The sequence below is a fragment of the Jingyaoa shaoxingensis genome (assembly GCF_014385005.1).
Classification (GTDB): domain Bacteria; phylum Bacillota; class Clostridia; order Lachnospirales; family Lachnospiraceae; genus Marvinbryantia; species Marvinbryantia shaoxingensis.
Genome location: NZ_JACRSZ010000010.1, coordinates 109,456 through 132,749, shown reverse-complemented (window position 1 = coordinate 132,749; position 23,294 = coordinate 109,456). Strand labels below are relative to the sequence as shown.

The 23,294-nt window shown below is 43.7% G+C and carries 18 protein-coding genes and 1 other annotated feature; of the genes, 17 read left to right on the top strand and 1 reads right to left on the bottom strand.

Going from position 1 to position 23,294, the window contains the following annotated elements:
* From H8716_RS10920 to aspS, 5 genes are read left to right on the top strand one after another with little or no spacing between them, the layout of a single operon-like run.
* Positions 1–630: an MBL fold metallo-hydrolase gene (locus tag H8716_RS10920; protein WP_249308862.1), complete on the top strand. Its 630-nt coding sequence runs from the start codon at positions 1–3 to the stop codon at positions 628–630.
* Positions 631–641: 11 nt separating this feature from the next.
* Positions 642–2,102: a coproporphyrinogen dehydrogenase HemZ gene (gene hemZ, locus H8716_RS10915; RefSeq protein ID WP_249308861.1), complete on the top strand. Its 1,461-nt coding sequence runs from the start codon at positions 642–644 to the stop codon at positions 2,100–2,102.
* Positions 2,102–2,725, top strand: a complete 624-nt coding sequence (locus H8716_RS10910; RefSeq protein WP_249308860.1) for an HD-GYP domain-containing protein — start codon at positions 2,102–2,104, stop codon at positions 2,723–2,725. Before hemZ ends, H8716_RS10910 begins: the two co-directional genes overlap by 1 nt.
* A 14-nt stretch (positions 2,726–2,739) precedes the next feature.
* Positions 2,740–3,990, top strand: coding sequence for a histidine--tRNA ligase (gene hisS / locus H8716_RS10905; protein ID WP_249308859.1), 1,251 nt, complete (start codon positions 2,740–2,742; stop codon positions 3,988–3,990).
* A gap of 25 nt (positions 3,991–4,015) precedes the next feature.
* Positions 4,016–5,818: an aspartate--tRNA ligase gene (gene aspS / locus H8716_RS10900; protein ID WP_249308858.1), complete on the top strand. Its 1,803-nt coding sequence runs from the start codon at positions 4,016–4,018 to the stop codon at positions 5,816–5,818.
* Positions 5,819–5,869: 51 nt separating this feature from the next.
* Here aspS and H8716_RS10895 read toward each other — a convergent pair whose 3' ends face one another.
* Positions 5,870–6,949, bottom strand: coding sequence for a hypothetical protein (locus H8716_RS10895; protein ID WP_249308857.1), 1,080 nt, complete (start codon positions 6,947–6,949; stop codon positions 5,870–5,872).
* A gap of 237 nt (positions 6,950–7,186) precedes the next feature.
* Here H8716_RS10895 and H8716_RS10890 point away from each other — a divergent pair, with 237 nt between their 5' ends.
* From H8716_RS10890 to H8716_RS10835, 12 genes are all read left to right on the top strand, one after another.
* Positions 7,187–8,638 (top strand): efflux RND transporter periplasmic adaptor subunit, encoded by a 1,452-nt coding sequence (locus H8716_RS10890; protein WP_249308856.1) that lies wholly within the window; start codon positions 7,187–7,189, stop codon positions 8,636–8,638.
* 32 nt (positions 8,639–8,670) lie between these two features.
* Complete coding sequence (locus H8716_RS10885) at positions 8,671–9,369, top strand: ABC transporter ATP-binding protein (RefSeq protein ID WP_330606581.1); 699 nt, start codon at positions 8,671–8,673, stop codon at positions 9,367–9,369.
* A 40-nt stretch (positions 9,370–9,409) separates the two neighbouring features.
* On the top strand, positions 9,410–12,814 hold the full coding sequence (locus tag H8716_RS10880; protein ID WP_249308855.1) for a biotin/lipoyl-binding protein: 3,405 nt from the start codon (positions 9,410–9,412) through the stop codon (positions 12,812–12,814).
* Positions 12,815–12,834: 20 nt separating this feature from the next.
* Positions 12,835–14,100, top strand: coding sequence for an ABC transporter permease (locus H8716_RS10875; protein WP_249308854.1), 1,266 nt, complete (start codon positions 12,835–12,837; stop codon positions 14,098–14,100).
* 187 nt (positions 14,101–14,287) lie between these two features.
* A complete protein-coding gene (rpsB, locus tag H8716_RS10870) occupies positions 14,288–15,043 on the top strand; it encodes a 30S ribosomal protein S2 (RefSeq protein WP_249308853.1) in 756 nt (251 codons plus the stop codon).
* A 4-nt stretch (positions 15,044–15,047) separates the two neighbouring features.
* Positions 15,048–15,986 (top strand): translation elongation factor Ts, encoded by a 939-nt coding sequence (gene tsf, locus H8716_RS10865; protein ID WP_249308852.1) that lies wholly within the window; start codon positions 15,048–15,050, stop codon positions 15,984–15,986.
* 478 nt (positions 15,987–16,464) lie between these two features.
* Positions 16,465–17,775 (top strand): phosphomethylpyrimidine synthase ThiC, encoded by a 1,311-nt coding sequence (thiC, locus tag H8716_RS10860; protein WP_249308851.1) that lies wholly within the window; start codon positions 16,465–16,467, stop codon positions 17,773–17,775.
* 137 nt (positions 17,776–17,912) lie between these two features.
* The gene (locus H8716_RS10855) at positions 17,913–18,332 is read left to right on the top strand and encodes a hypothetical protein (protein WP_249308850.1); all 420 of its coding nucleotides are present in this window, start codon (positions 17,913–17,915) and stop codon (positions 18,330–18,332) included.
* Positions 18,329–19,030 carry an HD domain-containing protein gene (locus H8716_RS10850; RefSeq protein ID WP_330606580.1) on the top strand — a complete coding sequence of 234 codons (702 nt, stop codon included), beginning with the start codon at positions 18,329–18,331 and terminating at the stop codon, positions 19,028–19,030. The genes H8716_RS10855 and H8716_RS10850 overlap by 4 nt, the downstream gene beginning before the upstream one ends.
* 137 nt (positions 19,031–19,167) lie before the next feature.
* Complete coding sequence (locus H8716_RS10845) at positions 19,168–20,739, top strand: AAA family ATPase (protein WP_249308849.1); 1,572 nt, start codon at positions 19,168–19,170, stop codon at positions 20,737–20,739.
* 47 nt (positions 20,740–20,786) lie between these two features.
* A complete protein-coding gene (locus tag H8716_RS10840; protein WP_249308848.1) occupies positions 20,787–21,665 on the top strand; it encodes a YARHG domain-containing protein in 879 nt (292 codons plus the stop codon).
* 191 nt (positions 21,666–21,856) lie between these two features.
* Positions 21,857–22,099, top strand: a binding site (T-box leader).
* A gap of 152 nt (positions 22,100–22,251) precedes the next feature.
* On the top strand, positions 22,252–23,277 hold the full coding sequence (locus H8716_RS10835) for a bile acid:sodium symporter family protein (RefSeq protein WP_249308847.1): 1,026 nt from the start codon (positions 22,252–22,254) through the stop codon (positions 23,275–23,277).
* The last annotated feature ends 17 nt before the right edge of the window (positions 23,278–23,294 follow it).

Here is a 23,294-nt window from a genome sequence, read left to right as displayed (position 1 = left end):
ATGGGAAAATTAAAAATAGAGCAGCGTGTCATTGGAATGGTGGCAACGAATGTATACCTGGGAATTAATATGGAGACGAAAGAAGCGTTTCTGGTGGATCCGGCAGACCGTGCAGAGGATATTGCACAGTGGATCCGACAGGATGGTGTGACACTGAAGGCAATCCTGCTGACACATGGACATTTTGACCATATTGGTGCCGTATCCGGACTGAAGAGGGAATTCCAGGTGCCGGTATATGCCATGGGTGCAGAAGCCGTAGTGATGGAAGATTCCACCCTGAATCTGTCTGCAAACTGGGCATCTGCGTTTACAGTCAAGTGTGACCATGAACTGGCGGATGAAGAGAAGTTTCAGGTGGCAGGATTTGATATCGTAGCATATCATACACCTGGACACACCAAAGGCGGCGCCTGTTATTATATTGAAGAAGAACAGGTTCTCTTTTCCGGCGATACGATTTTCTGCCATTCAGTGGGAAGAACCGATCTGCCAACCGGAAGCATGGGTGAACTGAGAAGATCGGTACAGAGAATGCTGCAGATTCTTCCGGATGCGACCAGAGTCATGCCAGGGCATGAATGCGATACCAGTATCGCAGATGAAAAAAGATACAATCCTTATAGTTAAAGGAAACGAATATGATAGCAGTACAGTTAAATAAAAGAGATTTTGAATACGATATCCATTCTCTGATACGGGCATTTTATCCGGGAATGGATGTTCCTGTGTATCAGGAAGGTGAGGCAGAACCAGAAGGCTGGGAGAAAAAGCTGGTGGTAGATTATCAGTCAGATCAGATCAGTCTGGAACTTGTGGGGAAAAAGAACGAGATTCTTGGAAAAGCGCAGCGTGATGTAGATTATGAAGCAGACCGTAAGGCAACTAAGAATGTACTTAAGAGCATGCTTTATGAGATGCTCAGAGACCATACAGGACAGTCACTCCCTTGGGGCAATCTGACAGGTATCCGTCCTACCAAGATTCCGATGGCACTTCTGGAACAGGGCTGGAAGAACACAGAGATCGCAGATTATATGCGCAAGACCTATTACACCAGCAATGAGAAGACCGCACTTTCCATCATGATTGCCAACCGGGAACGGCATATTTTAAAAGATATTAATTATGAAGACGGATACAGCCTGTATGTGGGAATTCCATTTTGTCCGAGTATTTGCCTGTACTGTTCCTTCAGCTCCAGTCCGCTGGCAGTATGGAGAGACAGGGTAGATAGTTATCTGGACGCTCTCTGCAGGGAGATCGAGGCCTGTGCGCAGATCTACCGGAACCGTAAGCTGGATACCATCTATATGGGGGGAGGAACACCGACTACACTGGAACCATATCAGATGGACCGGCTTCTGACGAAGATCGAAGAATGCTTTGATCGGAGCTATCTGAAGGAATTTACAGTAGAGGCGGGACGCCCGGACAGCATTACCAGAGAGAAGCTGGAAGTGCTGCGGGCTCACGGTATCAGCAGAATCTCCATTAATCCACAGACGATGAATCAGAAGACACTGGATATTATCGGAAGAAGGCATACCGTGGAACAGACCGTGGATGCTTTTCATCTGGCAAGAGAATTAGGATTTGATAATATCAATATGGATCTGATTGTGGGACTCCCGGGAGAAGAATACGAGCAGGTGGAACACACCATGAAAGAAGTGACAGCGCTGGATCCAGACAGTATCACAGTGCATTCTCTGGCAGTGAAGCGCGCTGCCAGGTTAAATATGTTCAAAGATCAGTATAAAGAGATGACCTTTACCAATAATCAGCAGATTATGGAGATGACAGCCAGATATGCATATCAGGCAGGGCATTCTCCGTACTATCTGTACCGTCAGAAAAATATGGCAGGCAACTTTGAAAATGTGGGTTATGCCAAGCCGGACAGTGCCGGTATCTATAATATTTTGATTATGGAAGAAAAACAGAGCATACTGGCTCTCGGAGCTGGTGCTACGTCCAAGAAAGTCTGTGGGGATCGAATCGAACGGACAGAAAATGTAAAGGACATCAAAAACTATGTGGAACGTATAGACGAGATGATTGAGCGCAAAAGGTTACTAATGGAAACGGATTCACAATAATGAAGAATGAAAACGGAAAAACTTATCATCTGATCAATGGGGATCTTTCCAAGGAACTGTCCCATGGGATCTGTGTAAGCAATCTGGCATATAAAATAGGAAAGAAACTGTTGCTGGATAAAGAAATGTGTTATAATCTGGCTGTTATGGGACTGCTACATGATGTAGGCAAGCAGGAGATGGTGAAAAATGTCTTCCGGCGTGGAGAAGACCAGATTCTGCGAGTAGAGGAGATGCGGTATATTCGTACACATCCGGTTCTGGGATATGCCATTCTTCAGGAACAGGGATATCCGCAGGAACTGACAAAATGGGTGCTCTATCATCATGAGAATTACGATGGAACGGGATATCCTGCGAATATTGCAGGAGAAGAGATCCCGCTGGGAGCAAGAATCCTGCGTGTATGTGACGTATTTGCAGCGTTGACAACGGTGAGACCATACCGGGCAGCATATTCTGTGGAAAAGGCCATGGAACAGATGATGTCTGAAGTGAAAAATTTTGATATGAAAGTATTTCTGGCACTGATGGATGTGGTGAACGAGACAGAAGAAGAGGAACTTCTGGATCATCAGGATCTGAAACTGGATCTGCCAGAAAATGGACAGGATAAAAGATAACGAGGAGGAATGTTATGAGTTTGAAGAAGAAACCGGTAACAGGAATGAAAGATATCTCTCCAAAAGAGATGGAGATCAGAAATTATGTCATGGGACTGATTCGTGAAACTTACGGACAGTTTGGATTTTCAGCAATTGAGACACCATGCGTGGAACACATCGAGAATCTTTCCAGCAAGCAGGGTGGAGAGAACGAAAAGCTGATTTTTAAGATCCTCAAGAGAGGAGAAAAACTGAAACTGGAAAGTGCACAGTCCGAAGCGGATCTGGTAGACGGAGGACTGCGTTATGACCTGACGCTGCCACTGTCCAGATATTATGCGAATAATGCCAATGATCTGCCATCTCCGTTCAAGGCACTCCAGATGGGAAATGTATGGCGCGCAGACAGACCACAGAGAGGAAGATACCGTCAGTTCATGCAGTGCGATATTGATATTCTGGGAGAGCCTACCATTCTGGCAGAGATCGAACTGATCCTGGCAACCTCCACACTGGTTGGCAAGCTGGATTTTGAAAACTTTACAATTCGCATTAACGACAGACGTATCCTGAAGGCTATGGCTGCCTACAGTGGATTTGAAACAGACAGCTATGACACGGTATTCATCATCCTTGACAAGATGGATAAGATCGGTCTGGAAGGAGTAGAAGAAGAACTAAAGAAAGAAGGCTTCCCGGAAGAAGCTGTCAGCAAATATCTGGAGCTGTTCCAGAAGGTAACACCGGATCTGGAAGGCGTGAAATACCTGAAAGAGACGTTAAATGGTGTTTTGGATGAGAAGACCGCGGATGACCTGGCTCTGATTATCGAGAGTGTAGAAACGGTACGTACTGCCAATTTCAAGATCGTATTTGATCCGACGCTGGTGCGTGGAATGTCTTATTATACCGGACCTATTTTTGAGATCAGTATTGATGGATTCTCCGGTTCTGTCGGAGGCGGCGGACGTTACGATGAGATGATCGGACGTTTTACGGGCAACCAGACACCGGCATGCGGTTTCTCTATCGGCTTTGAACGAATTGTCATGCTGCTTCTGGAAAAAGACTACCAGGTGCCAAACAAGGCTGGCAAGGCAGCATTCCTGATTGAGAAGAATATGCCAAAAGACAAACTTCTGGATGTATTCCGTCAGGCAGAAGAGAAGAGAAAAGACGGCACAGTTGTCAGCATGAATATGATGAAAAAGAATAAAAAGTTCCAGAAAGACCAGCTCACAGCAGAAGGATATACCGAAATTGTGGAATTTTTTGCGAAATAAACAGATGCTTTAAAGGAGAAAAATTATGGCAGAATCAATGAAGGGATTACACAGATCCCACAGATGCACAGAAGTGACCAAAGACATGATCGGCAGTGAAGTAACCCTGATGGGATGGGTACAGAAGAGCCGTAACAAGGGGGGAATCGTATTTGTAGATTTACGTGACCGTTCCGGTATTATGCAGTTGATTTTTGAGACTGGCTGCGAGAACGGGATCGACGAAGAAGGATTTGAGAAAGCAGGAAAACTGAGAAGTGAATTTGTAATTGCTGTAACCGGTACAGTAGAAGCACGTTCCGGCGCAGTTAATCCGAACTTGAAGACAGGTGAGATCGAGATCCGTGCAAAGAGCCTGCGTATTTTATCTGAGTCCGAGACACCTCCATTTCCAATTGAAGAGGACAGCAAGACAAGAGAAGAACTGCGTCTGAAATACCGTTATCTTGACCTGAGAAGACCGGATCTGCAGCGTAATCTGATGATGCGTTCGCAGGTAACCACTCTGGTGCGTGCATTTATGGCAAAAGAAGGATTCCTGGAGATTGAAACTCCAACACTTTGCAAGAGTACACCGGAAGGGGCGAGAGACTATCTGGTACCGAGCCGTGTACATCCTGGATGCTTCTATGCACTGCCACAGTCACCACAGCTGTATAAGCAGTTATTGATGTGCTCAGGATATGATCGTTATATCCAGATCGCGAGATGCTACCGTGATGAAGACCTGCGTGCAGACCGTCAGCCGGAATTCACACAGATCGATATGGAATTATCCTTTGTAGACGTGGATGATGTCATTGATGTTAATGAAAGACTGCTGGCTTACCTGTTCAAAGAAGTGCTGGATGTAGAGGTACAGCTTCCAATTCAGAGAATGACCTGGACAGAAGCTATGAACCGCTTCGGTTCTGACAAGCCAGACCTTCGCTTTGGCATGGAACTGACAGATATCTCTGAAGTAGTAAAAGATACCGAATTTGCGGTATTTAAGAATGCCCTGGAAGCAGGCGGCACGGTTCGCGGTATCAATGCCAAGGGACAGGGCGCTATGCCTCGTAAGAAGATTGACAAGCTGGTAGAATTCGTCAAAGGATACGGCGCAAAGGGGCTGGCTTATGTGGCTATTCAGGAAGATGGCACTGTAAAGTCTTCCTTTGCAAAATTCATGACAGAAGAACAGATGCAGGCACTGATCCAGGCTATGGACGGTCAGAACGGCGACCTTCTTCTTATTGCTGCAGATAAGACCAAGCTGGTATGGGATGTACTGGGAGCACTTCGTCTGGAGATGGCAAATCAGATGGGACTACTGGATAAGAACGAATTCCGTTTTGTATGGATCACAGAATTCCCACTGCTTGAGTGGTCAGAAGAAGAAAACAGATTCACAGCTATGCACCATCCATTCACAATGCCAATGGAAGAAGACTTGCAGTATATCGACAGTGATCCTGGACGTGTACGTGCAAAAGCATATGATATCGTATTAAATGGTAATGAGATCGGTGGAGGCAGTGTACGAATCCATCAGAATGATATTCAGGAAAAGATGTTCGAAGCTCTTGGATTCACCAAAGAAAGAGCCCACGAACAGTTCGGATTCCTGCTTGATGCATTCAAATATGGAGTACCACCTCACGCAGGACTGGCTTACGGACTGGACCGTCTGGTTATGCTGATGGCAAAACAGGACAGCATCCGTGATGTCATTGCATTCCCGAAGGTAAAAGATGCATCCTGCCTGATGACTGAAGCACCGGAGCGTGTAGAAGACAAACAGTTGCAGGAATTGGGTATTGAAGTAGCCGAAGAGACAGAAGAATAAGAGAAAAGAACCCGAAGCAGATCAGAAGATCGGCTTCGGGTTCTTTTTCTCCTATTCTGCAGCGGCATTGAGAGATGCGAGAGATTCATCCAGATTCCCCAACAGTGCATCGGTAAATGAGGTGTCCAGGACAGGATCCCAGGTATGTCCGTCATTATGTAGAAGAATAGTGATCTGAGTAACGGTACTGCTGACATTATCCTCCAATGCAGTGATGAGAATCTCACCGGTCTTCCGGTTGAATTCTTCACTGCTGGCACGGATAGATTCTGTAGAGGTACCATAGTCGCGCAGAGGCCCAAGACAGCTCTCAATTACAGTATTCAGGTCCAGACTTGTGATATTCACAGTCACTTTGGCATCGTCACCATCCTGTACCACATCAGTGATCTGATAATCAAAAAAAGCAGCAATCTGCTGGAACAGAAGCTGGTCAATGGTATCTGCCTGATCAGTGCCCACGGCAAATACATCAGAGATTTCCAGGTAACTCTGCCAGTCTTCTGCAGTAAAATCTTTAAAAGGTGCCAGTGTCAGATCCAGAATATCTTCCGGTGACAGAAGATAAGGGTCAGACAGATAAGAAACCAGTCCACCCGTCAGATCATCTTCCAGCTCAGGGGTGCTGTCAATTGTCCACACATCATTCTCAGAGGTGAGATGAATGGTGGCAGTTGTAGTTTTTTCTGGGTAGTCATTGCGTTCCAGACATTCCTTCATTAATGAAAAAGCAGAATGAATGTCATAATCAGAATGACTGTAGCTAAGAGAGTCACGGTAGATTTCCCTGCACAGATCCTTTGCCAGTTCCTGCGCATCCAGATTGGTGAGACTGACATTTACAGTAGCCTCAGTACCATTTTGGGACTGGGTAGAAGAATCAATGTGATATTTAAAATTCTCAAAAAACAAACGGATAGCTTCTGTAGTATCAGAGCCTGTTCCCGAAGACTGGTCAGAATTAAGTGGAAAGTTCTCATAAGAGAAGAAAGAGGATATGGCATCTTCATCCAGCTTCTGGATATAATCCAGCTCTCTCCGAACTGCCTTTTCCGGACCGGCATATCCACATCCACTGAAATACAGAGAGGAACATACCAGCAAAATAAGGCCACATGCATTTCGTTTCATACGCTTCTCCTTAATATGACAAAAAAGATAAATAATATGTCACAATATAATTATAATATATGCAAAATGTAAGAATGTCAAATTATATGGAAAATTATGTAAGAATCTTAAGATTTATGCATGAATTATGTGAAGAAATTGTGAAAATCAAAACTTTCTAGTGCAATCGAAAATGTAGTATGATACTATACAGAAGGTAAAGTTTGAAAATTCGTTGAAAAACAGAGGTTATAAAATATGAAGAAAAAAACAGGCATAGCAATTGCTGTAATCGTTGTGGCAGCAGGTGCGGGTGCAGGCGCATGGTATCATTTTAAGGGCAGTACAGGAGCAGGAACTACATCTGCTGATGCTGTTTTTGTAGATTCAGTAGGAACGATTACCGGACTGACAGGGTCAGATGGTCTGTTCAGTAAATTCTCCGGCGTAGTAGAGCCACAGAAGACAGAGAAGATTGAAGTGGCAAGTGGTCTGAAAGTAAAAAAGGCTTATGTTTCTGTAGGGGACGAAGTACAGGTTGGAACGAAGTTGTTTTCCTATGATACGGATGATGCGCAGGACAGCATTACCCAGCTGGAGATTGATATCGAGAACTACGAGATCTCAATTAAATCCTATAATTCACAGGTTGCACAGCTGGAAAAAGAGCGGGCGAAAGTATCCGATAATGAAAAGCTTTCCTATACAACGCAGATTATGACGACTCAGAACAGTATAAAGAGAGCTGAATATGAGATGAAGAGCAAGCAGGCAGAGATGGAGAGTCTGAAGAAGCAGATCGCTAATGCAGATGTGACCAGCCCGATTCAGGGTATCATTAAGACCATTAACAACAGTGCCAGCGGAGATGACAATTCTGACACTTCTTCCGGACTGGATTCCGGCAATGGAGATAACTCTGCATATATGACCATTATGGCAACCGGGGAATACCGGATTAAAGGGAAAATTAATGAACAGAACATGTCAGAGATCCAGGAAGGTATGGATATGATCATATATTCACGTGTGGATGAGAACCAGACATGGAAGGGAACCCTGACCACGATTGACAGAGAAAGTAATTCGTCCAATTCGAATTCGTCTTATGGAGATAGTGATTCCGGTGACTCACAGACAACATCCAGTACCTATCCATTCTATGTAGATCTGGATTCATCAGACGGTCTGATGTTGGGACAGCATGTGTATCTGATGGCAGATAATGGTCAGGATGAACAGGAAGATGGTATCTGGCTGGAGGACTATTATTTTATTACAGATGACGAGGGCGCAGTAACGAACTATGTGTGGGCTGTGGATGCTAATGACAAATTGGAGAAACGGGAGGTCACACTGGGTGATTTTAATGACGAGACCTTTAAATATGAGGTGCTTGACGGCCTGACTGTGGATGATTATATCGCATTTCCGGGAGACGACTGCGTAGAAGGAGCACCGGTAACAAGGAATTCGGATGATCTCTATGGTGGAGATGAAAGTCTGGATGAGGAAGACTGGAATGTAGACGGCATGGCTGATGGCGATTATAGTGACGGTGATTATAGTGACGGTGATTATAGTGACGGTGATTATAGTGACGGTGACTATAGTGACGATGGCCTTAGCGGTGGAGGAGTCAGTGACATATCTGGACTTGGCGGCATGGAATTTGAAGATGGCGGAAGCGGAGAAGAAGTCTACGAATAAGAATGTTTGACAGGAATGAAAAGGAAAAAATAATGGAACGACCATTGGTTTTAAAGTTAGATCATATAGATAAAGATTATGTAACCGGAAAAATCGTAGTCCCTGCACTGAAGAATGTAACTCTGCATGTGCAGGAAGGAGAATATGTGGCGATTATGGGACCATCGGGTTCCGGAAAATCTACACTGATGAATATTATTGGATGTCTTGATGAGCCGACAAGAGGTTCTTTCGAGTTAAATGGCAAGAATGTCCTCGGATTAAAGGAGAACGAGATTGCGGATGAACGTTTGAATAATATCGGATTTGTATTTCAGACATTCCAGCTCCTGCCCAAGCAGACTGCGCTGGAAAATGTCTGCCTTCCTCTTGTGTATGCAAAAGTAAGTAAAAAAGAGCGAAGAGAACGTGCTGCGAAGGCGTTGGAGCGAGTAGGACTGGCAGACCGTGTAGACTTCCTTCCGACACAGTTGTCAGGTGGACAGAAGCAGAGGGTAGCGATAGCGAGAGCTATGGTAAATAATCCAAAGATTCTTCTGGCAGATGAGCCAACAGGAGCACTGGATTCCAAATCCAGCGTACAGGTGCTGGAACTGTTCCAGAAACTGAATGAAGAAGGGGTAACTGTGATTATGATTACCCATGATGCGAAAGTGGCAAAACATGCGAAAAGAACCGTGTACATCTTTGACGGAGAACTGGGAGACCGGGATTTGAGCCAGGATGTATAATACCGGGAATCTTTTAGAGATTCGAAAGCGGAGGATCTGAATGAAAAAAAGTAAGAAAATTAAAACAGCTGTCATTGTTGCGGCTGCTGTGACAGGAGTAGCTGGCGGCACTGTGGCAGGGGTAAATTATATAAGAAAGAATAACAGCAAAACAGTAGAGGTATTGCCGGTGTCTGCGCTGAATGCAGGGGATATGTCTATGTCTCCCGATGATTCTACATCCGGAACCGTAGTATCCAATGTCAGTCAGAGTGTAAGAATTCCGGATGGAAAAGTCATTGACCAGGTCTATGTAAAAGAAGGGGATAAGGTTAAGATTGGAGATAAACTCCTGAGCTATGATACGACACTGCTGGAATTGGATCAGGAACTTCAGGAAATCACGGTCATGGAACTGGGATTGGAGATCAAAGCAGCCGAAGCGGATCTGGCAAAGCTGCAGAATGCCAAGCCGGGAGACCCGATATTAGATGATCAGGGCAGTGGGGGAAGTTCCCTGTTAGACAGCATGGATGACGGATCTGCGGATGATAATTCAGACAATGGTGAGGAAGAAGCACGTTTGGTTAGCAATAGCAGAGAGATGCTGGCATCGCAGGAAGACGGAACAGATGCAGCAACGGAGAGTGTGCAGGAAACGGAACCGATTGTACAGACAGAGAATACCGAAAGTGCTGTAACAGAAGGAGCAGCAGAGAGTATAGCTGAGACAGAGAAGATAGACGAGACAGAGAGTCCGGCTGAGACAGAGAAGCCGGCTGAGACAGAGAAGCCGGCTGAGACAGAGAGTACAGCCGAGACGGAGAAAACAACTGAGACAGAGAGTACAGTTGAGACAGAAAAGGTTCCGGATACTAATGCGGAATCTCCGGATCATCAGCCGGCAAATGAGGCTGTAATTGACGAGAGTGAAAGCAATTCAGGTGAAGTACTGACACCGGATCAGCTGGAACAGTCAAAAAAAGACACAGAAAATGAGAAAGAGACAGAAAAATCAAAAAAGAATCAGAGTCTGGAAAAGTTTTTTACGAATGTAAGAATGAAAGCCATTACAGATGCCGGAGAAGAGCTTGTTTCTGATGTTGAACATGGACAGAAAGAAGATGATGTGGTGCAGATAGATACACCGGTAAAAGTGGTACCACATTTTAAGGAGACGTCTAAAGTACATTTTAAGTCATCTGATACCTATACCATGCTGATTCGTGGAGTGACGCTGAAGCAGCAGATAAAAGGAAAAGTATACGGAACGGCTCAGATTAATGGAGAGGACTATCCGGAGATCGGTGGATTTATTCTGGCGCAGCAGAGTGGAAGTACTGATACCGTTCAGCTCACCATTGCTTTTCACGATGGCCTGGATCAGCAGCATGCGATCAGACCGGAACTGGAAGACATGTATCTGGAATTGACATTACAGCCAGATGAGATCACTGGGGACAGTCTTATATTCCGCACCGGAGATGAGAGCCAAGATGCGGTTATTACCGTAGTAAAACAGGAAGAGCCGAAAGAAACAGAGACGGAGACAGAAACAGAGACGGAAACAGAGACAGAGACGGAAACAGAGACAGAGACGGAAACAGAGACAGAGACGGAAACAGAAACAGAGACGGAAACAGAAACAGAGACGGAAACAGAGACAGAGACGGAAACAGAAACAGAGACGGAAACAGAAACTGAATCAGAAATACCTGATCCGGAGAGTTTTGCACTGCAAAAGATTCATTTTCAGGTTGAATGGGATCATGGAACAGATGCAAAAGAAAACTGGCCATCTTCCATGAAAGCTTATTTCTATAAGAAAGGCATCAGTAATCAGGAAGATGCAGACTGCAGTTTTACGCTGTCACAGGGCAGCAGTGCGACAGCAGTGAAAGACAGTGGAGTGGATGGTACAGATACTGACATAGCAGAGGAAGTCACTACAGAGCCAGCCACGGAAGACGTATCAGAAGCCGCTGCCGGTGACATAGAGACAGAGCCGGTTGTTACTACAGAGCCGGAAGAGCAGACCGAAGAAGCAACCAGTGCGTCAGAACAGATACCGGATAAGGATACCGTTTCTTCAAAAGAGAACTGGAAAACTATTGATTTGACCATACCGGAAGATGTCACCATCAGTTCAGAAGAGGTGGGAACCGATAGAGGACAGTGGAGTGAGAGATGGTCGGGGTATGCACAGAATTACTCTATGGAAGTAAAGAAAGTACAGCCGGACAGCAGCGATGCATCCGTCACAATAGTGATAAAGATGACATATACACAGCCTGCAGACTCACCGATTATCAAGCTGAATCCGATTTCAGAACTGACCTGGAAGCATGGCATGAATACTCTGAATGAGACTGGTATGCGAGCTTATAAGGGCAGCGGGACAACGGAAGATCCATATGTCTTTTTCGTAACAGATGGTGTGAAGATCACCAATACTTTTGTGAACTGGGTACTTGGCTTCAATGAAGAAGGGACGGAACGAATCAGTGACGGATATTATATTCGTCTGGAGATCCGTGAAAGCAACACCATCACAGGTGCATTTATCCGAAGCATAGATCTGGATGGAACGGTACTGACGGATCACGGCTATGGACCAGGCACATACTGGATTTTCAGAAGTGATACTGGTATTACAAAATATGAAGAAGATATTCCGGATGATGAGCCGAATATTCCGGATGGACCAGGCGGCTGGGATAATGATAATGATGGAACCGGTTATACAGCAGAAGAACTGGCACAGGCCATTGAAGACAAGAAGCTGGAGATTCAGAAACTGAAGCTGGATGAACGTCAGGCAAAGCTGAAGCTGAAAGACTATAACAAGCAGATGAAGGCCAGTACGGTAATCAGTTCCGTAGATGGTTACATTAAGTCCATCAACGGCAGTGATGATGATGCCTATATGGTAGTTGAGAGCGAAAATGGTCTGTATATCAAGACTTCTGTCAGTGAACTGAATCTTGACAATGTAGCTGTAGATCAGGTAATCAAATGCGAGTCTTATTATACAGGAGAACAGTTTACGGCAACGATAACAGAGATTGATGCCTTCCCAAGTGACGATGATTCTGGAAGTTACTGGGGATCCACCGGAAATGTGAATTCATCGAATTATCCGGTGCTCGCAGTGGTAGACACAGATGCAGAGGACGGACTGACAGAATATGATGATGTCAGTGTTACTTACCCTGTCACATCAGCGGCATCTTCAGGTGGTATTTATCTGGATAAAGCATATATCCGTTCAGAAAACGGACAAAGTTATGTATATATAGCAGATGAAAATAACAAGCTGAAAAAGCAGTATATCCGTACCGGGGCAACGGTATGGGGATCTGTGGAAATAAAACAGGGATTAAGTACAGAGAATCAGATTGCATTCCCTTATGGCAAAGCAGTCAAAGAAGGTGCGGCTGTGAAGCTGGCAAGTGAATATGAATAAAAAGAGAGGAGGCAATCGTCTTGCTTGAAAATATAAGACTATCATTTCAGGGAATCTGGTCCCATAAGATGAGATCTTTTCTAACGATGCTGGGTATTATTATTGGTATTGCGTCAATTATAGCCATTGTATCGACCATTCAGGGAACAAATGAGCAGCTGATGCAGAACGTGGTAGGTTCCGGTACCAATGCAGTGGATATTAATCTGACCCAGGGAAGTGCAGATAATACGCTGGACTTTTCCTGGAACAGTGTACCATACGGCATTCCGGTATTGACAGAGAGCATCCGTGAAGAACTGCTGAATGTGCCAGATGTGGAAGATGCTACTTTTTATGTATCCAGAACCTATGCGGATGGTATTTATTATTTGAGTCAGTCTCTCCAGGGAGCAGATGTCTATGGCATTGACAGTCACTATTTTGATGTGAATGGTTATGTCGTACGTACCGGACGTGAATTTGTAGACAGCGATTATAAGGATTTTCACAAAGTTGCAATTATTGATCAGGATGCGGCAAGCACTTTGTTTCAGGAAGAAAGTGCACTGGGAAAGACCATTGAGATCAGTGGGGAGCCGTTTGTCATCATTGGAGTGGCCCAGCCAAAGTCAGAGTTTGAACCGGTAATCAACAGTATCGAGGAATACTATACTTATATGGGGGATGATTCATCCACCGGAAAGGTATACATTCCTTATCAGTCATGGCCGATTATTTATCAATATGATGAACCACAAAATGTATCTGTACGGGCAGCAGACGTTAAGGCAATGACTACGGTCGGTAAACCATGCGCAGAGATTCTGAACAGTTATCTGCGCACATCCAGCTCAGACATAAAATACAGAGCGAAAAATACACTGGAAAATGTGGAAAAACAGCAGCAGATTAATCAGTCAACCAATCAGCAGCTGATCTGGATCGCAAGTATTTCTCTTCTTGTTGGAGGTATCGGCGTTATGAATATCATGCTGGTATCTGTTACGGAGCGAACCAGTGAGATTGGTCTGAAAAAAGCCATCGGTGCCAGAAAACGGGTGATACTTACCCAGTTCCTGACAGAGGCAGCAGTACTGACCAGCATGGGCGGTATTATTGGAGTGATAGTAGGTATTGCAATGGCACAGGCCATTTCCAAAATGGCACAGGTGCCGGTGGGAATCAGTATTCCGGCCATCATTGGATCCGTGATATTTTCAACAGTCATCGGGGTTATCTTCGGATTCGTGCCATCTATTAAGGCGTCCAATTTGAATCCAATCGATGCATTGCGGCATGAATGATGTACATTCTGCACAAAAACGTGAGAAACCGCATAAACACAGGGAAAAGGACTTGCATGCAAGTCCTTTTTGTGTTAAAATACTCCAGTCGCAAAAATCACATATGCATATGTCTGCAGGTGGTGCCGAGAGGTTCCTGCTGATGAATTGTATATGGCAGAAAAACCAATATCAAAGGAGAAGTAAAATGAGCGTTATTTCAATGAAACAGTTACTGGAAGCAGGTGTTCACTTTGGACATCAGACAAGAAGATGGAACCCTAAGATGGCTCCATACATCTACACAGAGAGAAATGGTATCTACATCATCGACCTGCAGAAGTCTGTAGGAATGGTTGACGATGCTTACAATGCAGTAGGTGATATTGTTGCTAACGGTGGTACAATCCTCTTCGTCGGAACAAAGAAACAGGCACAGGACGCTGTTAAGACAGAAGCTGAGAGATGTGGAATGTTCTATGTGAACGAAAGATGGCTTGGTGGTATGCTGACAAACTTCAAGACAATCCAGAGCAGAATTGCACGTCTGAAAGAGATCGAAGCTATGGAAGCTGACGGAACATTCGATGTTCTGCCTAAGAAAGAAGTTATCGCATTAAAGAAAGAAATGGAAAAACTGACAAAGAACCTTGGCGGTATCAAAGAAATGAAGAAGATCCCGGATGCAATCTTTGTAGTTGACCCTAAGAAAGAAAGAATCTGTGTACAGGAAGCACACACACTTGGTATTCCACTGATCGGTATCTGTGATACAAACTGTGACCCAGAAGAACTGGATTACGTAATCCCAGGTAATGACGATGCTATCAGAGCTGTAAAACTGATCGTTTCCAAGATGGCAGATGCTGTTATCGAAGCAAATCAGGGAGCAGAACCGGCAATCGAATTCGAAGGTGGAGAAGCAACCGATATCGAAGAAGTTGTTGCAGAGACGGAGGAATAATTAGATGGCTATCACAGCAGGAATGGTAAAAGAGTTAAGAGAAATGACCGGCGCTGGTATGATGGACTGTAAGAAAGCTCTTACAGCTACAGAAGGCGATATGGACAAGGCAGTTGAGTTCCTGAGAGAAAAAGGACTGGCTACTGCTCAGAAGAAAGCAAGCAGAATCGCAGCAGAAGGTATCTGCAAGGTTATGGTATCTGATGATGACAAGACTGCAGTTGTTGTAGAAGTTAACGCAGAGACAGACTTCGTTGCCAAGAATGAGAAGTTCCAGGCATATGTTAGCGAAGTTGCAGCTCAGGCTATGGCTTCTGACGCAGCAGATATGGAAGCATTCATGGCTGAAAAATGGCTGCCAGACACAACTAAGACTGTTCAGGAAGCACTGGCAGGACAGGTTGCTGTTATCGGCGAGAACATGAACATCAGAAGATTTGAAAAAGTAGCTGAACCGGAAGGATTTGTATCTTCTTACACACATGCCGGCGGAAAGATCGGAGTTCTGATCGACGTTGTAACAGATGTTGTAAATGACGAGATCAAAGACATGGCCAGAAACCTGGGTATGCAGGTAGCAGCTATGAAGCCACAGTTCACTAACAGAAGCGAAGTAAGCGAAGAACACATCGCTCACGAAAAAGAGATTCTGTTAGCTCAGATTAAGAATGATCCGAAGGAATCCCAGAAACCAGAAAAGGTTATCCAGGGAATGATCAACGGACGTATCAACAAAGAACTGAAAGAAATCTGTCTGCTGGATCAGGTATATGTAAAAGCAGAAGATGGAAAACAGTCTGTACAGGCTTATGTTGATTCCGTAGCAAAAGCTAACGATGCAAAGATCTCCATCAAGAAGTTTGTTCGTTTCGAAACAGGCGAAGGAATGGAAAAGAAGAATGAAGACTTTGCTGCAGAAGTAGCTGCACAGATGAACGCTTAATTCCATATGGTATGAAATTGTTGAAATGATGAATGACCCTTGCGAATGGTAAAATACCATTTGCAGGGGTCATTTTTGCGCAAAAACTGTTATAAAAAACAGCAAAGAGAGCATGGAAAACTTTTGTCAAATATAAATTGCAGAAAAAATGCATAAATTGTCGAAACAGTAACTTTTTATGTAGAGAATCAAGACTTGAAATAGTCTGAAAAAAATAGTATAATATTTATTAAATGAATAATCGTTACGGGGAGCTGGCGTATCAAGCTGGCTGAGAGGAGAATGCATATCTCGACCCATAACCTGATTTGGATAATGCCAACGTAGGGAGACAAAGCGAGTAAGGAATCATTTAAGAGACGCCCTCAAAGGCGTCTCTTTTTTGAGTAAATGGCGGCAGATTGGGGGCACCACCTTCTGTCGCAGAAAAAATGTTGTGAATACAAGACCGGAAAGAAGACCGGAGAAGGAGAAGAAAATGAGAGAATACACAACACAGATGGACGCAGCAAGAAAAGGAATTGTAACATCTGAGATTCAGACAGTTGCAGAAAAAGAACATATGACGTCCGAGGCGCTGATGAAGCTGGTAGCAGAAGGCAAGGTTGCCATCTGCGCAAACAGGAACCATACCTGTCTGAATCCGGAAGGAGTCGGCAGCATGCTGCGCACGAAAATCAATGTCAATCTGGGCGTCTCCAGAGACTGCAAAGATTATAACATTGAGATGCAGAAGGTAATGAGTGCGGTAGACATGGGCGCAGAGGCCATTATGGATCTGTCAAGCCATGGTGATACCCGTCCATTTCGCAGAAAACTGACCAGTGAATGTCCGGCAATGATCGGTACAGTTCCGGTATATGACAGCGTCATCCATTATCAGAGAGATCTGGCAACACTGACAGCCAGAGATTTTATAGACGTAATCCGGATGCATGCAGAAGATGGAGTGGATTTTGTGACTCTGCATTGTGGAATAACAAGAAAGACAATTGAACAGATTAAAAAGCATAAACGTAAAATGAATATTGTAAGCCGTGGAGGCAGTCTGGTGTTTGCATGGATGAGCATGACAGGTGAAGAGAATCCTTTCTATGAGTATTATGATGAGATTCTGGATATCTGCGAGGAATATGACGTTACCATTTCTCTTGGAGATGCATGCAGACCGGGATGTCTGGCAGATGCGTCAGATGTATGTCAGATAGAGGAACTGGTGCGTCTGGGTGAACTGACGAAACGCGCCTGGGCACATAACGTTCAGGTAATGGTAGAAGGACCTGGACATGTGCCGCTGGATCAGGTAGCGGCAAATATGAAGATTCAGCAGAGTATCTGTATGGGTGCACCATTCTATGTACTTGGGCCTATTGTAACAGATATTGCACCTGGATATGACCATATTACAAGTGCTATCGGAGGTGCTGTTGCAGCGATGAACGGAGCTGCTTTTCTGTGTTATGTAACACCGGCAGAACATCTGGCGCTGCCAAATGTAGATGATGTAAAGCAGGGAATCATCGCATCGAAGATTGCAGCTCATGCAGCAGATATTGCAAAAGGTGTACCGGGGGCGAGAGATATAGATGACAGAATGGCAGAGGCAAGACAGAAACTGGACTGGGAAGCACAGTATGCCTGTGCCCTTGATTCGGAGACGGCAAGAGCAATCCGTAACAGCAGAAGTCCGGAAGAAGATCACAGTGATACCTGCAGTATGTGCGGAAAATTCTGTGCAGTGCGAAGTATGAACAAGGCACTGGCGGGAGAATATATCGATATTCTGTAACAGATCAGAACAAATTTACATTCATTTTACATAAAAAAGCATACGAATTTTACATAGAGTAACTATAATGTAAAAGATTGCAAATCAAGTATGTGAAAAAGTCAGTTGGTAAATCCAATGGAGTGAAAGGAATGTAAATGAAGAAAACAGAAGAGAAATATTTGATGAACCGGGAATTGTCGTGGTTGAAGTTTAATGACCGGGTATTGGATGAGGCAGGCAACTCAAGAGTGCCGCTGGCAGAAAGACTGACCTTTGCGTCGATTTATCGGTTCGGAACAAAAGAAAGAGAAAAAATCTATATCGGTTCAGCAGATTTTATGACCAGAAATACCATTCGCCGAGTGGAAGTGGCAGTTCCGATTCTGGATAAACAGATTCGGGAACGTCTGGATCACATGTTTGAAATGATGATGAATGACGATGAAAAGGGAAAGAAGCTGACAAATAAGGGAATCTATAAAAGCAGACAGTTAAGTGAAGTAAAGCTGAATTCTCAGGAATTGTTTTATGCCATGGCGTACAGTCAGGCGGAAAAGGGTGTGAGTGATAAATGAGCTGTCAGCCAAAAGAAAGTAAAACAGAAGAACCGAAAAGTATGGATTACAAAAAGATACTGGAAAACGAAGAAGTAAAAGCATTTTTAAAAAAGGGAAATGAAAATCTTGGTGTGTTGGGATATACGGATCACTCAGAAAAGCATTGCGCGATTGTAGCGAAACGGGCTGGTGAGATTTTGAAAGAATTTGGTTATTCAAAGCATGAGATTGAACTGGCACAGATTGCCGGTGCCATGCATGATATCGGCAATGCCATAAACCGGAAAAATCACGGCGAATATGGAGCTTTGTTGGCCAATGAACTGCTTCAGAAAATGGGAATGTCGATGGAAGACCGGGTGATCATTGTGTCTGCCATCGGACATCATGATGAGTCCACCGGTGGAGCAGTAGACCCGGTATCAGCAGCACTGATTCTGGCAGATAAGACCGATGTCCGAAGGAACCGTGTCCGTACAAAAGAGAAAGCCAGTTTTGATAAACATGACCGGGTAAATTATGCAGTCACCAATGCAACCGTAAAATTAAACCCAGAAAAGCATGTGATCACCCTGGACCTTGAAATTGATGAAAGTATCTGCACCATGTATGAATATTTCGAAATCTTTCTGGGACGGATGATGATGTGCCGACAGGCAGCAGAAATGTTGGGAGCCAAATTCAAACTGCTGGCTAATGGCAGTAAAGTATTGTAACAAAAGAGGCAAGAAAAGGCTTGTGGGCGTATTTCGTCCATGAGCTTTTTAAATTGCGAAATGGAAAGGATTCGATTATAATAGGTATAAAGAGAACGTTATAAAGCAGTTTGTTCAAAGCAAAACGGAGGCTGCAGATGGGTAATTATTTCAATCCTGGAAATGAAAAGTTTGATCGAATGATTCATTCAGAAATCTATGTCGATAAAACAGAATTGATTGCATATACCAATGGGGTAATCAATACATTACAAGAATATGTTTGCGTCAGCAGACCTCGCAGGTTTGGAAAGTCTATGACAGCAAATATGCTTGCTGCTTATTATAGCAGGGGATGTAGTTCGGAAAGTCTTTTTCAAAATTTCAAAATAGCAAAAAACAGCACTTTCAAACAACATTTGAATCAGTATAATACTATTTTTTTAAATATGCAGGAAGTACTGAGCAGAAGCAAAAGTATTGGTGACATGCTGGAGCGTATAAAAAAACTGGTTTTAAGAGAATTGCTGATTGAATATCCGGATGTAGATTATTTTGACCGGACAGATTTAATAGAATCGATGCAGGATATATACGGTAAATACAGATGTCCCTTTATTATTATTATAGATGAATGGGACTGTATTTTCAGAGAATACAGGAACGATCATGAAGCACAGGAACGATATCTGGATTTTCTGAGAGATTTGTTGAAGGATCGCTCCTGCATTTATCTTGCGTATATGACTGGTATTCTTCCAATAAAAAAATATGGAACACACTCTGCCCTGAATATGTTTGATGAATTTTCTATGATAGATCCAGGTCCACTGGCGTCCTATGTTGGATTTACGGAAGAAGAAGTAAAAATGTTATGTCAGCAATATGACATGGATATGGTGGAAATAAAGAACTGGTATGATGGATATTCTTTTCGGAATGCGGATTCTATATACAGTCCAAGATCGATAATAAACTGCATGCGGCTTGGTAAAATAGCAAATTACTGGAATCAGACGGAAACATTTGAGGCACTTCAGATGTATATCGATTTGAATTTTGATGGCTTAAAAGATGATGTGTTGAGTATGATTGCAGGAGAGCAGATACCAGTAAATATCGGAAGTTTTACGAATGATATGACAACATTCCGTACGGAAGATGATGTGTTGACACTGCTGATTCATTTGGGATATCTGGCATATGACGAAATGTATCAGACGGTACGGATACCAAACAGCGAGATAAGAGCAGAATATGTAAATACGGTAGCGGTATCTGATTGGGGAACTGTATCACAGGCGTTGAAAAATTCGGCAGACACATTACAGGCAATCTGGCAGGGGAGAGAACAGCAGGTTGCCGTGGCTATGCAGCAGGCACACTTTGAAACTTCGCATATTCAGTATAATGATGAGAATGCTCTTAGTTATACGATATCACTTGCGCTCTATGCGGCACGTAATTATTATACGGTGCACAGAGAAATGGCGGGAGGAAAAGGATACGCTGATTTAGTATATATTCCAAGGAAGAGTTTCCTAGATAAACCAGCACTGGTAATAGAACTGAAATGGGATAAAGATGTCAGGGGAGCGTTGCAGCAGATCAAAGAAAAAGAGTATTGCCAGAGTCTGGAAGAATATGAAGGAAATATCATATTAGTAGAAATCAATTATAATAAAAAAACAAAGATACATGAATGCATGATAGAAGCACAGAGAAAATAACTGAGATTATAAGACAGTTAATATGTCTGAAGAAAGGAAAAGGTACTATGAAAGGTAGAAGATGTGTAGCAGTTTTTTGTATGACAGCGATGTTGTTATCAGTAAATGAGATGGGAGCAGGATCGTGGAAACAGGGAGAACTAGTTGCAGCTGCGGAGGATTCCGTGTGGAAGGAAGTGCCGGAGAATTTTGTATTTTCCAGCGGCGTGGGTGCCTGGGCAACAGAACTGCAGGTGGAAGATGACGGATCATTTACAGGAGTCTATCATGATTCGGAGATGGGAGATACTGGTGACGGTTATCCCAACGGAACGGTGTATTTCTGCAATTTCTCCGGTAAATTCACAGAACCGCTGAGATTTGATGAATGTATGTATGAAATGGATCTGGAAGAACTGAATATAGAGGGAACGGAAGGTGATTCCTATATTGAAAATGGTGTGCGTTATGTGTGTTCAGAACCATATGGCATTTCCGGTGGAACACAGTTCACGTTGTATACACCGGGCCAGCCATACGAATTAATGTCAGAAGATTTTATCTGGTGGGTCAGAAGTATATATGGGAACGAAGATACTGATTACCTGACCTGTTATGCCATCTGCAATGAAGGGACTCAGGATGGATTTGTCGCTTATGATAATCCACAGGCAGATTCTAATGATGACGAATATATTTTCCCAAATTCAGATAAAGAATATCTGGATCAGCAGGATATTGCTTACATGACCAGTGAGGGAATTCAGCAGGCTGTAAATGAGATCTATGCAAGACATGGGCGTGTATTCCAGAAAGCTGATGTGGCTGCGTATTTTGCATCCAAAAGCTGGTATCATCCGGTTCAGGGAAAGACGGATGATCAGATCGTGGCAGAATTTAACAGTTATGAAAAAGCAAACGTGGATTTCCTTGCAAAATATCTGTAAAAGTTCAAGAATGCCTCGGCATTCTTGCTGCGAGATGCAAATGAAAAGAAGATTTCGAATGTCCGCATACCAAAGACTTTTGTGCATTTTTGAAAGAATTCGAGAATATTGCTCAAAAATATAGGCAGATTGTCCCTTGAATTTCAAAACAATCGGACTATAATAAAAGACAACAAATCAAAGAGAGTTACTTAAATTCGTTGAAGAGAACAAAGTTATTTCCGCAAGGATCTACAGAGAACCTGCATTTGGTGAGAGCAGGGATGCCGGAAGAAGTAAATATCATCTCTAAGAAGCGGTCTGAATCAAAATAATGCAGTAGGGCTCGCCGGTTTTCTACCGTTAACAGGAAAGCGTATGTTAGTACGTTCAGAGTGCTGTGATGACGATCACAGAATCAGGGTGGTAACGCGGAATAGAATTTCGTCCCTGTCAGTGTAAATGATACACTGACAGGGATTTTTTCATTTCACAAAAAGGCCTTATGAAACGAAAAATCCGGGTTCCTCAACGAAAAAGCACCTTCTTGGATTGAAAAATAAGTGCTGTCAGAAGAAAGCAGCGAAATTTTTAGGAGGAAGATTCTATGAAGTCTTTACAGAAAGCAAGTAAGTTTTTATCCGATTACACATCGGCTGTCGTGATATTTATTGCAGTAGTTACATTTTTCGTACCAGGTATGATGGGCTGGGTCAATTACCAGTTATTTACCGATCCGGTAGCCAACAAGTTCACCAGTCAGTCCATTATCATTGGTGTGATCATGTTCAGCATGGGACTGACTTTAACAACAAAAGATTTTCAGATTCTGGCGCAGAGACCTTTTGATATCTGTATCGGAGCGGTAGCGCAGTACTTTATCATGCCGTTCCTGGCATTTACCTTATCAAAAGTATTGCATCTGCCAGATGGTATTGCACTGGGACTGATCCTGGTTGGTTGTTGTCCGGGAGGTGTATCATCCAATATTATGTCCTACCTGTGTGGCGGCGACGTGGCATTTTCCGTAGGAATGACAACGGTATCCACGATCCTTTCACCGGTGATGACGCCACTGATGGTATCCCTCCTTGCAAGAGGAACGAAGATCACTATTCATGGATTGCCGATGCTGGTATCCATTCTGGAAACGGTTATTGTACCGGTTGCATTTGGATTTGTTCTGAATTTCCTGCTTGGAAAGAAAAAAGCATTTCAGGAAGCGCAGAAAGTCATGCCAGGTATTGCCGTACTTGGTCTTGCCTGTGTAGTTGGTGGTGTGATCTCATCCCAGGGATCCAGATTCTTCCAGTCCGGACTTGTGATCTTTGTAGCAGTACTGCTTCACAATGGTCTTGGTTATCTGCTGGGATATGGAGCCGGAAAACTGACTGGAATGAACAAGGCGAAGAAGAGAACCATTTCCATAGAAGTCGGTATGCAGAATGCGGGACTTGCCACCAATCTGGCAACTACCACAGCACAGTTCGCAAACACACCGGAATCCGCAGTCATCTGCGCAGTATCCTGTGTATGGCATTCCATCTCAGGAACGCTTCTGGCTGGCATGTTTGCCATGAGAGATAAAATGCAGGAGAACAAAGCAGCCAGAAAGAACCTGGTTGAGGAGTAAGCAACCAGAAAAATTTA